Below are 12154 nucleotides of genomic sequence, written 5' to 3' on the forward strand. Positions count from 1 at the left end.
GAGAGAATTCTGCCATGTTTCCACAGAATTAGTCAACAGGACAATGTATGTGTTATAATTGTTAAATTCTAAACTCTGGAGGTGTGATAATGAAGATTTATTATGATGTTGATGTAAACACAGATGTTCTTAAAGGAAAAAAAATTGCAATAATAGGATATGGCAGCCAAGGATACGCTCATGCAAATAATCTTAAAGACAGCGGATTTGATATTATTGTAGGAGTCAGAAAAGGCAAAAGCTGGCAGAAGGCTGAAAATGCAGGGCTTACTGTTATGACAGTTTCTGAAGCTTCAAAGATAGCAGATATAATAATGATTCTTACACCAGATGAACTTCAGCCAGAGCTTTACAAAACAGAAATAGAGCCAAATATAAAAAAAGAAGCTTTTCTTGCCTTTGCCCATGGTTTTAACATTCACTTCGGACAGATTGTTCCATCAGAAGATATAAATGTTTTTATGGTTGCTCCAAAAGGACCTGGACATCTTGTAAGAAGTGAATATTTAAAGGGAATGGGAGTTCCATGTCTTATGGCTGTTTATCAAGATCCTTCAGGTATAACAAAGGATGTTGCCCTTGCATATGCAGTGGGCATTGGTGGTGGAAGAGCAGGAATTATTGAAACAACTTTTAAGGATGAAACAGAAACAGACCTTTTTGGAGAACAAGTTGTTCTGTGCGGTGGTTTGACTGCTCTTATAACTGCAGCGTATGAAACACTGGTTGAAGCAGGATATCCACCTGAGCTTGCCTATTTTGAGTGTCTCCATGAAGTAAAACTCATTGCAGACTTAATTTATGAAGGCGGAATATCAACGATGCGTTATTCCATAAGCAATACTGCCCAGTATGGAGATTTAACACGTGGACCAAGAATTATCAATGAATCTGTAAAAGCTGAAATGAAAAAGATTCTTGAAGAAATCCAGAATGGCAGTTTTGCAAAGGAATGGATACTGGAATGTAAAGTTGGTAAACCCACTTTTAATGCTCTTACAAAGAAGGGCGAAGAACATCCTATTGAAAAGGTGGGAGAGAAATTAAGAGCAATGATGCCATGGCTTAAAACTTCAAAGCTTGTGGATAAATCAAAGGCATGATCAGAAAAGAAGTAATACCCTATGTTGCTGGTGGATTATTTTTAAGCTCCTTTTTTTATCTTTTATGGTTAGAGCCTTTGGCAATTGTGTGTCTTTTATTATGCCTGTTTTTTCTTTATTTTTTTCGTGATCCTGAAAGAATTCCACCAGCAGACCCTAATGTAATAGTTTCTCCTGCAGATGGAAAGATAATAGAAATAAGACAGAACAGTAATCTGTGCGGTCATGATTATGTGGAACTAAGTATTTTTATGTCACCCCTTAATGTTCATGTTAACAGAGCTCCATTTGATGGCATTGTAAAGGAAATAATTTATACTCCCGGGAAATTTTTATCAGCTTTTAAAGAGAAAGCTTACAGAGAGAATGAAAACATAAAAATAAGATTTGAGACTCCCTATGGAGATATAGTTGTAAGGCAGGTTGCTGGTTCTATTGCAAGAAGAGCAGTATGCTGGGTAAAAGAAGGAGAAAGGCTAAAAAAAGGAGAAAGATTCGGCATGATAAAGTTTAGCTCCAGGGTTGATGTGTGTCTTCCATCTTCTTTTAAAATTCAGGTGAAAGTAGCAGATAAAGTTAAAGCTGGACAGACAATAATTGCATTGGTAGAGTAATGATCAAAACAAAAAAGAAAATAAGAGATCCTGATAAAAAACCTAAAAAAGGGGTTTACATTCTTCCAAATGCACTTACACTTTGTGGGATGTTTTTTGGTTTTTATGCAATAATAACAGCAATAAATGGAAAGTTTATTCATTCTGCATGGGCAATTATTCTTGCAAATATATTTGACGGACTTGATGGATGGGTAGCAAGACTTACAAGAACAACCACACGATTTGGTGTTGAGCTTGATTCTCTTTCAGACCTTGTTGCCTTTGGAGTAGCTCCTGCAATTCTTATATACAAATGGGCTTTGTTTGAGTTTGACAGAGTGGGATTTGCTATAGCTTTTTTATTTGCAGCCTGTGGAGCACTCAGGCTTGCAAGATTTAACATTCAAGTTGGAGGCTCAAAATCATTTAAAGGTTTACCAATACCAGGTGCTGCTACAATGCTTGCTGCTACAGTGATTTTCTGTCAAGAAATATTAAACTTTACTCCGCAGAAAAATCTATTTTTCCCTTTACTTACATTTATTTTGTCTTTTATGATGGTCAGCAATCTTAAATTTCATGCCCTTAAGGAAGTTGATTTTAAGGAAAAAAAACCTTTCTGGATACTTCTTTTTTTTATTTTTTTGATTTTCTTCATCGTAATCCATCCACCTCTTGCTGTATTTATACTTGCAAGCCTTTATGTTCTTTCAGGTATAATTGAAAATATAATAATTTTAATCAAAAAAAGAAGACAAAATGCTTTGTATTTTTCTGAGGGCATAAGCCCGAAAGAATCAAAATTAGAGGTGCAGAATGAGAAGGATAAAAATATTTGACACTACATTAAGGGATGGAGAACAATCCCCCGGTGCATCAATGAATGTGGATGAGAAAATACAGGTTGCACGACAGCTTAAAAAGCTTGGGGTTGACATAATAGAGGCAGGCTTTCCCATTGCTTCTCCAGGAGATTTTGAAGCAGTAAACAGAATTTCAAAGGAAATAAAAGGCGTGGTTGTTGCTGGACTATGCAGAGCCCGTGATGAAGACATTGAAAGAGCAGCGGAAGCACTGAAACCAGCAGAACAAAAAAGAATTCATACATTTATTGCCACATCAGATATACATTTAAAATATAAGCTTCGCATGGACAGAAATCAGGTTATTGAAGCAGCGGTGAAAGCTGTTAAGAAAGCAAGGCAGTATACTGATGATGTGGAATTTTCAGCTGAGGATGCAACCCGTTCAGACTGGGACTATCTCTGCAAAGTTACTGAAGAAGTAATAAATGCAGGTGCTACAACTGTAAACATCCCAGATACAGTGGGTTACACAATTCCTCAGGAATATGGAGAGCTTATTGAATACCTTTTAAATAAAGTTCCAAACATAGATAAAGCCACAATAAGTGTTCACTGTCACAATGATCTCGGGCTTGCAGTGGCAAACTCTCTTACCGCAATTCTTAAAGGTGCAGGACAAGTAGAATGCACAATTAATGGAATTGGTGAAAGAGCAGGAAATGCAGCTCTGGAAGAGATTGTTATGGCACTTAAAGTAAGAAATGACTTTTTCAAGGCTGACACAGGAATTGTTACACAGGAAATTTACAGGACAAGTAGACTTATCAGCAAGATTACAGGAATGGTTGTTCAGCCCAATAAAGCAATTGTTGGAGCAAATGCCTTTGCCCATGAGGCAGGAATTCATCAGGACGGAGTTCTTAAGGAAAGGACAACATATGAGATCATGAGACCTGAAGATATTGGAATTCCAAGTTCAAAAATAGTGCTTGGTAAACACTCTGGAAGACATGCCTTTAAGAAAAGACTTGAAGAACTTGGATTCAGCCTCACAGAAGAAGAGATAAACAGAGCCTTTGAGAGATTTAAAAGGCTTGCAGATCAGAAGAAATATATCTTTAATGAAGACATTGAGGCAGTTGTTTCTGATGAAGTTTTAAGAATTGCAGAGGTTTATCAACTTATAGAGCTTGAGGTAGCAAGCGGAACTAAGAAAAAGCCAACAGCCACAGTAAAAATGAAGATAAACGGAGAGGAAAAAGAGATCACTATCTCAGGTGATGGACCTGTTGATGCAGTTTACAAAGCTATAACTGAACTTACAGGCTCAAAGGCTGAACTCAATAAGTTTGAGATAAAGGCAATAACAGGAGGAACAGATGCTCTTGGAGAAGTAACAGTTATTCTTGAAGAGGGTGGACATACTGTAAGAGGACATGGCTCTGATACAGACATCATTGTAGCTTCTGCAAAAGCATACATAAATGCTTTGAATAAACTTGCTTTAAAGAATTTGAAGGCTTAAGGTGATTTTATGAGTGAAACTGTAAAAGATTTAACAGTAGAAGAGCTACAAAAAATAATTGAGAATACTGTAAGAGAGATATTAGAGGACTACATGGAGGATATTATTGCTCTTTCCAGTGAAAAATACCTCTCTTCAATTGAAGAAGCACGCAAGGAATACAGAAACGGAAAAATAAAAAAATTTGAAGAAATTTTTAATGTATGAAATAATCTTTACCCACAGAGCAATTAAAGATCTGGAAAAATTGGAGAAAGAGGTAAAAAATCAGATTGCGATCAAACTTAAAGAATTTTCAATTGATCCATTTAGAAACTCAAGAAAGTTAATAAATCCAAAAATCGGAAGTTATAGATTTAAAATAGGTAACTACAGAGTAATCTTTGATATAGAAGACAATCACTTAATAATTCTCCGAATAGGACACAGAAAAGATATTTATAAGTAAAAGAACTTGCTTTAAAGAATTTGAAGGCTTAAGACGAATTGATAGGCTGATCTTCCAGTTGTACCGTGAGTTAAAGCCCATTGTCTTGCTTTTTTCATTAATTCATCATAAGGCATGGTTATTCCATCTTTAGTTGCATAATACTTAACTATTTCAAAATACTGCTCTTCTGAAAATCTATAAAATCCAATTCTCAAGCCAAATCTCTCAATTAAAGATGCTCGCTCCTGCAGGCTATCCTCTGGAAAAAGTTCATTATCTGATTGGGATACAGCAGGCATGAGATTTCTTCTGTTTGAAGTGACATAAATAACTGAATTTTCAGGAATTTCTTCAATTCCGCCGTCCATAATAATCTTTAAATCTCTAAATTCCTGCTCATCTTCATTAAAAGAAAGGTCATCTATGAATATAATAAACCTGAACGCAGGATTTTCATAAATTATGTCATAAACATAAGGAATACTGATAATATCATTTTTTAACACCTGAATCATTCTTAAAGGTGTTTCTTTAAAATGATTAAGCAAACTTTTTATCAGTGTAGTTTTGCCTGTTCCTCTTTCTCCCCATAAAAGAACATTATTTACTCTTTTCCCTTCAATAAAAGCCTTTGTGTTTGCAATTAGCAACTGTTTCTGTTTTTCAATTCCGTAAAGTTCATTAATGTTTTGTTTTGGAATCCTTATAACAGGTTTTAGCTGTCTATCTTTTCCATTCCAGGAGAATGCCTGATGTCTGTCAAACATAAATTTTATTATAACATTAACACGGACTTTTCATGTTCTATGAGCCATTTTTTTACATCAATTCCAAGACTATATCCTCCCAGAGTTCTGTCAGATTTGATTACCCTGTGACAGGGAATAACAATTGGTAAAGGATTCCGCTTTAAAGCCTGTCCAATAGCTCTTGGTGATGTCTTAAGCTTACTGGCAATCCACTTATATGTAACAGTATGTCCATATGGTATTTTACAGATTAAATCAATAACTGTTCTATCAAAATTGGATACATTCTGGATGTTTAAAGGATAATTAAACTTTAAGAGTTTTCCTTCAAAATAAGCATTCAGCTGGTGGGCAAAATTCATCGCAATTTCTGGAATGTATATTTTTTTAAGAGTTGTTAAAGATATTTTCTTTACTGCTAATGAATTATCAAATAAAATTTCAAGGAAACCAACAGGAGTTTTTACATAAGCAAAATACATTTTTTTATTATAAACCAATTAAAGTTGACCTTTTAGCATATTTTTTTGTATTCTAAACTTGTGGGCCGTTAGCTCAGCTGGTAGAGCAGCTGACTCTTAATCAGCGGGTCGCAGGTTCGAATCCTGCACGGCTCATTTATTTTCAGGGTTTCTGATTTTCATTTACCACTTTATTAACCACTTGTTTGCCATATATAGCCTCAAGCATCTGGATTGCATTCTGAATCACGGGAAAGCTACTTTTGTATAGATCATGCGGAGCGGATGTCATTCGGATGGAGCTGTCTCAAGCTATGGCAGTGTAGTCAAAATCTATAATTCAAACTAAAGGCTTGAGAATGAAGCCTGCCACACGGGAAATTCAAAGTTCAAAGTTCAAAGTTCAAAGTTTATGGATTAAGCTTCTGTGAATTTTTTAAATACAAGGGAAGCATTTGTTCCGCCAAAACCAAATGAGTTTGTGATTGCATATCTGATTTCTTTTTTCTTTGGTTTATAAGGAACATAATCAAGGTCGCATTCAGGGTCTGGATTGTCAAGATTAATTGTTGGAGGAACAATGTCTTCATAAACACTTAAAACTGTAAAAATTGCCTCAACTCCACCAGCAGCACCAAGAAGATGTCCTGTCATGGATTTTGTAGAGCTTACGCAGAGTTTATAAGCATGTTCGCCAAAAACTTTTTTTATTGCCTGGGTTTCAAGTTCATCTCCCTGTTTTGTCCCTGTTCCATGAGCATTTATATAGTCAACTTCTTCTGGATGAATTCCTGCATCATTTATTGCCATTTTCATACATCTTGCTCCACCCTCTCCTTCTGGTGCAGGTGCTGTAATATGATAAGCATCAGAACTCATTCCATATCCCACCAGCTCTGCATAAATTTTTGCTCCTCTTTTTAAAGCATGTTCAAGCTCTTCAAGAATAATAATTCCACTTCCTTCACCCATTACAAATCCATCTCTATCAATATCAAATGGTCTGCTTGCTTTTTCAGGCTCATCATTTCTCGTTGAAAGAGCTCGCATTATGGAAAATCCTGCTACTGCCATTGGTGTGATAACAGCCTCTGTGCCACCTGCAATCACTACATCCGCATCTCCATACTGAATCATTCTGAAAGCTTCTCCAATTGAGTGATTTCCTGTTGCACAGGCAGTTGTTACTGCAAGATTTGGTCCTTTTATTCCATATCTCATAGATATCTGACCAGCTGCAAGATTAACGATAACCATAGGAATGAAAAATGGAGTTACCCTTTTCCATCCTTTCTCAAGCAATACTTTGTGGTAATGCTCAATGGTTGGAAGTCCTCCCATCCCTGAGCCAATCACAATCCCAATTCTTTCAGAATTCTGAGGAGTGATTTTTAAACCTGAATCCTGCAGTGCCATTTCTGTCGCAGCAATTGCAAAATGGATAAATCTATCCATTTTTTTTATCTCTTTTTGTTCAATAAAGTTTGCAGGATCAAAAGCTTTAACTTCTGCTGCTATTCTTACAGGATAATCTTTTGCGTCAAAATGAGTAATATAAGAGACTCCAGATTTACCCTGAAGAATTGCCTCCCATGTAGATTTAACATCAAGACCGAGAGGAGAAACCATCCCCATCCCGGTCACAACAACTCTTCTTTTCCTCATAAAATATTATGCCTGACCTGTTTTGTTTTTTATGTACTCAATTGCATCTTTTACTTTACTGATCTTTTCAGCATCTTCATCAGGAATCTCAATACCAAAAGCCTCTTCAAATGCCATAACAAGCTCAACAGTATCAAGAGAGTCTGCTCCAAGATCCTCCACAAAGGATGCTTCTGGTGTTACCTGAGATACCTCAACACCAAGCTGTTTTGCTATAATTTCCTTTACCTTTTCTTCTACCATTACTTACCTCCTTTTTCTTTTTTTTACATGTACATTCCGCCATTTACATGAATAACCTGTCCGGTTATGTATCCAGATTCTGGCAAAGCCAGAAATACTATGGCATTTGCAACATCCTGCGTTGTTCCAAATCTCTGAAGTGGAATCATACGCAGCATCTCCTCTTTAACCTTCTGAGGCAACTGCTCTGTCATAGCTGTTTGAATAAAACCTGGAGCAACAGCATTAACAGTGATTCCACGGGAAGCATACTCCTTAGCCAAAGTCTTTGTTAAAGCTACCAGCCCTGCCTTTGATGCTGAATAATTAACCTGTCCAGGATTTCCTATAAAAGCTACAACAGATGCGATATTTATAATTCTACCATACTTATGTTTTGACATGATTTTAACTGCCTCTCTGCAGCATAAAAATGCGCCTTTAAGGTTTATGTTTAAAACAGCATCCCATTCTTCATCTTTCATTCTTATGAGAAGATTATCTCTTGTTATTCCAGCATTGTTTACAAGAATATCAATCCTTGAGAATTTTTTCACTGCCTCATCAAAGAGTTTTTTTACATCTTCTAAGTTAGAAACATCTGCTTTAACACCTAAGCTTTCTACACCATAAAGAGATTTAATTTCTTCTGCAACTTTTTCAGCATTTCCACCATTTATATCAACAATTACAATGTTTACTCCTCTTTTAGCAAACTCTTCTGCAGTTGTTCTACCAATACCTCTTGAAGAACCAGTTATTATGGCTGTCTGTCCTTTCATAAAAAACCTCCTTAAGCATTCTCTAAAAGTTAAATTATAAAAAAATTCTTTCTAAAAATTCCACTCGTTTTTTCTATCTGTCATCTTTTTTCCACAGAATGTATCCATAAATACACACCACAAAAACACAAAACTAAGAAAATAAAGCCATTTTTTCTCTGGCAGAAAAATTGCTTAAATAATAAATGTCATTTTCAGCAAAGAATCCCCTTGACAAAGGGGAGAAACTATGCTAAAATTTTTTAAACTTGATAAAAAGGAGGTGAGAAGGCGAACACGGTGCAGGGGGGTAACCCCGAATCTAATTAATGTAGTACCACCGCCTTTGGCGGTGTAACTGAACTAACCATTTGGAGGTTAGGAAGTGAAACATTTTGTAAGTATTTTATCAGTATTGGTTCTTCTCTTAGGTATTGCTGCACTTAGTTATGCAGCACCAGCAGAGATTCCCTCTGACACAACAGCAGTAATTGCAAAAGGAAAAACCCAGATAACCCTTGGCGGTGAACTGAGATTCAGAGGAATTTATGGAAAAAATTTGGGAGTAATGGATAATGATTCCTACGGACCAGCAGGTTCTTCTAACACCGCCAATTATGATTATCGTGTAAGACTTAATCTTGAAGCAAAGGTATCTCCTAATACTACTGGATATGTGGAAGTTGAGAGTAACAAAGCTGACAATAAATCTGAAAATGTTGTATGGGGTTCTGGAACATACGGTCCAAAAGGTAATTATCAAATGGGTAACTGGCATAATGAATCTAATCTTTACATCCGTCAGGCATGGATTCAGTATCAGGGAAGTGGACTTCTTGGTGTTCCAGCAGGATTTAAAGTTGGTAAACAGCTCATCAAGCTTGGCTATGGTCTTTTCTTTGACCACACCTACTATGGTGATGATGCAATCCTTGTATTCGTTCAGCCATTGAAAGAGCTTACAATTGCTGCTCATACAATTAAATTCTATGAGGGAAACACAACACGTAATGATGACTCTACAGCATATGGAATTCTTGCTGCATATGCAGGAAAAGGCTTTGGATTAAGCGCTGATATAACTTATGTAGATCACCAGCAATTTCTTCCAAATACCCCTCTTCATCTCTGGAACTTTGGATTAAGAGGAAATGTTGATGACATTGCAGGAACAGGGCTTAACTTCAGAGCAGATGTAGAGTTTCAGACTGGTAAAGTAGATTTACCAGTAGGTCATGATCCAAAATTCAAAGGCTGGGCTGCATTAGCAGGACTTGACTACAAATTCAAGAGCATTCCATTAACACTTACAGCAGAGTATGCAATCGGAAGTGGTGACAAAGAGAATTCACAAGATATTAACGCATTTATCACAGCTCTCGGACCAGAACAGCATTACACATTCATATATGAATATCTTGCTCCATCTGCATGTAACTTCGGACCAAATGTTGGAACAGGTCTTTGCAACACCCAGTATGTAAAATTTGGTGGTTCCTATGACATCACAAAGGACATCAATGCAGAGCTTTATGGCTACTGGTTAAGAGCTCAAAAAGCAGTTGCAATTAATGGTTATTCAACGAAAGACAAAGACCTTGGCTGGGAAGTTGATGCAAAGGTAACTTATAAGATTGACAAAGGTCTCAAATACTGGGTAGAAGGTGGCTACTTCTGGCCTGGTGATGCTTACAAACTCTCAAATGGAAAAGATGCTGATGATGCCTGGGCAGTAAGACACGGCATTCAGCTTAACTTCTAATTGCCTTAAAATGTAAAAACGCACCGTGTTCGCCATAGAGGCGGGGATTTTCCCCGCCTTTTTTATTTTTCCTTAAAAATAGTATTACCCAGATTCAAATATCTCTTGATTTTTTTTAAAATTTGTTTTTTAATAAATACGATGTTCAACTGGGATTGGGAAACAAAGGAAAAACTTGTCTGTGATGTGAAAGAATACAAAGATAAATTCTCCAATGTTCATGAATTTTTTGTTAGTCCTGATGGAGAAAAGATTGCTGCTACAGTTGAAATAGAAGATAAAAAACTCACACCATGCATAAATGGAAAAACATGGAATAATACCTTTGAAAGGGTTTGTTTTTTAAATTTTATTCCTGATGATTCCATTGCATGCCTTGTTTTAAAGAATTATGAATGGACAATGGCAAAGGATGAAGTTCTTTTAGATCAAACTTTTGATTATGCATGGAATCTTCAGTTTAGTAGAAACACTTCTTGCATAGCCTTTAATGTAAAAAAAGGAGACTCCTATGGAGTCTGTGTAAATGGAAAGGTATGGGATAATCTCTTTTTTGATGCAAGAGATTTGTTTATAGCTCCAGATGGCAACAAAACTGCCTGTTATGTAAGGACAAAAAATCCTCAGTTGCTTGATGTTTTCAGTTTTAAAGAAGGTGTCTGGAGTGTAGCAGTTGATGGCATTGTATGGGATAAAAACTTTATCTCTGTTTATGGATTGAGCTTCAGTCCTGATGGTAAGAAGGTTGCAACCACTGTGAGGCTTTCCCAGCAGGAATTTACAGTGGCAGTTGATGGAAATCTCTGGAATGAGATTTTTCCCAATGCATGGGAGCCTGTTTTTGTAAATGAAAGTGATATTTGTGTGCCAGTTAAGACAGAAAAGGGATGGACAGTTGTCCTGAATGGAAAGCCTTTGTGGAATAGATATTTTGTTCAACTGTGGAATCAGAGGGTTAGCCCTGATGGTAAAAAAATTGCTGCTGTTTGCGCAACAGAGTTTGGCAGATGGACAGTTGCTGTTGATGGAGTTGCTTGGAAAAGGACATTTTCTCAAGCTGTTCTGCCTCCTCAATTCAGTCCTGATGGGAAAAAAGTAGCATCTGTTGTAAGGGAAAACAATTTATGGACAGTTGCTGTTGATGGAGTTGCTTGGAATGAAGGATTTGATAGAGTATGGACACCTCAATTCAGCCCTGAAGGTTCTCACATTGTTGCAAAAGCAGAAAAGCATGGAGTTTTTTTTATAGTGCTTGATGGAATGATTGGAAAGGATGTTTTTGATATGCTTTGGGATCCTGTTTTTAGTCCTGATGGAGAGAAAATCTTAGTAAGATGTATTAAAAATGGAAAGTATTATAGAAAAATTCTTACAATTGGAGAGATTTTGAGGTAATGGAGCAGTTTTTCAAAGATCCATCAATTTACACTCTGGTAAGAGGACCACTTGTCTGGCTTGCATTTATAGTGTTTTTTGCTGGAGTGTTTTATCGTCTGTATAACACCATTCAGCTTGCAAAAAAGGAAAAAGTAATATATCCCTATCTGAGTTTTAAATATACTCTTCGCTCTTTAATTCACTGGCTTATACCCTTTGGAAGCATAAGCATGAGAAGACATCCATGGTTTACATTAATCAGTTTTGTTTTTCATATATGCGTTATTTTAACTCCTGTATTTTTAGCCGGTCACATTGAACTGTGGTATGATTCATGGAATATTAGCTGGTGGAGTATTCCTCAGGCTCTGGCTGATGCAATGACATTGATTGTCATATTTGCTTTAATTCTGCTTGTTATCCGCAGGATAACTCAACCAGATGTGAGATTTCTTACTGGTAGTGCAGATTATCTGGCAATTTTTACTGTCTCTGCAACTTTTATAACAGGATTTCTTGCCCATTATGAGCTTTTACTGGAATATAAAATAATGCTTACAATCCACATGATTATGGGTGAAATCATGCTTGCTACTATTCCTTTTACAAGGCTTAATCACATTTTTATGTTTTTCCTTACAAGAGCTCACACTGGAAGTGAGTTTGGTGCAGTAAGACATTCAAGGGATTATTGAGG

The 12154-nt window shown here is 36.4% G+C and carries 14 protein-coding genes and 1 tRNA gene; 10 read left to right on the forward strand and 5 right to left on the reverse strand.

The genetic code is table 11. The features are described 5' to 3' along the window. The first annotated feature begins 89 nt into the window (after positions 1 to 89). Genes ilvC through ACYQ3X_RS04150 form a run of 6 tightly spaced genes read left to right on the forward strand, consistent with a single transcriptional unit; the run spans position 90 to position 4478 of the window. Positions 90 to 1103, forward strand: a complete 1014-nt coding sequence (gene ilvC, locus ACYQ3X_RS04125) for a ketol-acid reductoisomerase (protein WP_460180561.1) — start codon at positions 90 to 92, stop codon at positions 1101 to 1103. Beyond that, entirely contained in the window at positions 1100 to 1717 is a 618-nt protein-coding gene (locus ACYQ3X_RS04130) for a phosphatidylserine decarboxylase family protein (protein WP_460180562.1), read from the forward strand. The genes ilvC and ACYQ3X_RS04130 overlap by 4 nt, the downstream gene beginning before the upstream one ends. Next, positions 1717 to 2538, forward strand: a complete 822-nt coding sequence (gene pssA / locus ACYQ3X_RS04135; RefSeq protein WP_460180563.1) for a CDP-diacylglycerol--serine O-phosphatidyltransferase — start codon at positions 1717 to 1719, stop codon at positions 2536 to 2538. Before ACYQ3X_RS04130 ends, pssA begins: the two co-directional genes overlap by 1 nt. Then, a complete protein-coding gene (locus tag ACYQ3X_RS04140) occupies positions 2516 to 4030 on the forward strand; it encodes a 2-isopropylmalate synthase (RefSeq protein WP_460180564.1) in 1515 nt (504 codons plus the stop codon). Before pssA ends, ACYQ3X_RS04140 begins: the two co-directional genes overlap by 23 nt. A gap of 9 nt (positions 4031 to 4039) precedes the next feature. Beyond that, positions 4040 to 4237 (forward strand): hypothetical protein, encoded by a 198-nt coding sequence (locus ACYQ3X_RS04145; RefSeq protein ID WP_460180565.1) that lies wholly within the window; start codon positions 4040 to 4042, stop codon positions 4235 to 4237. After that, on the forward strand, positions 4230 to 4478 hold the full coding sequence (locus ACYQ3X_RS04150; protein ID WP_460180566.1) for a type II toxin-antitoxin system RelE family toxin: 249 nt from the start codon (positions 4230 to 4232) through the stop codon (positions 4476 to 4478). Before ACYQ3X_RS04145 ends, ACYQ3X_RS04150 begins: the two co-directional genes overlap by 8 nt. An 11-nt stretch (positions 4479 to 4489) precedes the next feature. Here ACYQ3X_RS04150 and ACYQ3X_RS04155 read toward each other — a convergent pair whose 3' ends face one another. Together ACYQ3X_RS04155 and ACYQ3X_RS04160 are read right to left on the reverse strand one after the other, a co-directional pair. Further along, entirely contained in the window at positions 4490 to 5227 is a 738-nt protein-coding gene (locus tag ACYQ3X_RS04155) for an ATP-binding protein (protein WP_460180567.1), read from the reverse strand. A gap of 8 nt (positions 5228 to 5235) precedes the next feature. Next, positions 5236 to 5691, reverse strand: a complete 456-nt coding sequence (locus ACYQ3X_RS04160; RefSeq protein ID WP_460180568.1) for a methylated-DNA--[protein]-cysteine S-methyltransferase — start codon at positions 5689 to 5691, stop codon at positions 5236 to 5238. A gap of 62 nt (positions 5692 to 5753) precedes the next feature. Between ACYQ3X_RS04160 and ACYQ3X_RS04165 the strand changes: the two genes are divergently transcribed. Beyond that, positions 5754 to 5826, forward strand: a tRNA-Lys gene (locus ACYQ3X_RS04165). A 261-nt stretch (positions 5827 to 6087) separates the two neighbouring features. Here the strand turns inward: ACYQ3X_RS04165 and fabF are convergent. Genes fabF through fabG form a run of 3 tightly spaced genes read right to left on the reverse strand, consistent with a single transcriptional unit; the run spans position 6088 to position 8339 of the window. Beyond that, positions 6088 to 7335 (reverse strand): beta-ketoacyl-ACP synthase II, encoded by a 1248-nt coding sequence (fabF, locus tag ACYQ3X_RS04170; RefSeq protein ID WP_460180569.1) that lies wholly within the window; start codon positions 7333 to 7335, stop codon positions 6088 to 6090. 6 nt (positions 7336 to 7341) lie between these two features. Beyond that, on the reverse strand, positions 7342 to 7578 hold the full coding sequence (gene acpP / locus ACYQ3X_RS04175; RefSeq protein ID WP_059176190.1) for an acyl carrier protein: 237 nt from the start codon (positions 7576 to 7578) through the stop codon (positions 7342 to 7344). 23 nt (positions 7579 to 7601) lie between these two features. Next, positions 7602 to 8339: a 3-oxoacyl-[acyl-carrier-protein] reductase gene (gene fabG, locus ACYQ3X_RS04180; protein ID WP_460180570.1), complete on the reverse strand. Its 738-nt coding sequence runs from the start codon at positions 8337 to 8339 to the stop codon at positions 7602 to 7604. Positions 8340 to 8703: 364 nt separating this feature from the next. Between fabG and ACYQ3X_RS04185 the strand changes: the two genes are divergently transcribed. The 3 genes from ACYQ3X_RS04185 to tmcC all read left to right on the forward strand — a co-directional run bounded on the left by ACYQ3X_RS04185 (position 8704) and on the right by tmcC (position 12152). Next, positions 8704 to 10080, forward strand: coding sequence for an alginate export family protein (locus ACYQ3X_RS04185; RefSeq protein WP_460180571.1), 1377 nt, complete (start codon positions 8704 to 8706; stop codon positions 10078 to 10080). A 141-nt stretch (positions 10081 to 10221) separates the two neighbouring features. After that, positions 10222 to 11475 (forward strand): electron transfer complex subunit TmcD, encoded by a 1254-nt coding sequence (gene tmcD, locus ACYQ3X_RS04190; RefSeq protein WP_460180572.1) that lies wholly within the window; start codon positions 10222 to 10224, stop codon positions 11473 to 11475. Further along, positions 11475 to 12152, forward strand: a complete 678-nt coding sequence (gene tmcC / locus ACYQ3X_RS04195) for a TmcC family electron transfer complex membrane anchor subunit (protein ID WP_460180573.1) — start codon at positions 11475 to 11477, stop codon at positions 12150 to 12152. The genes tmcD and tmcC overlap by 1 nt, the downstream gene beginning before the upstream one ends. The last annotated feature ends 2 nt before the right edge of the window (positions 12153 to 12154 follow it).

It is taken from the genome of Thermodesulfovibrio sp. TK110, from assembly GCF_054658355.1.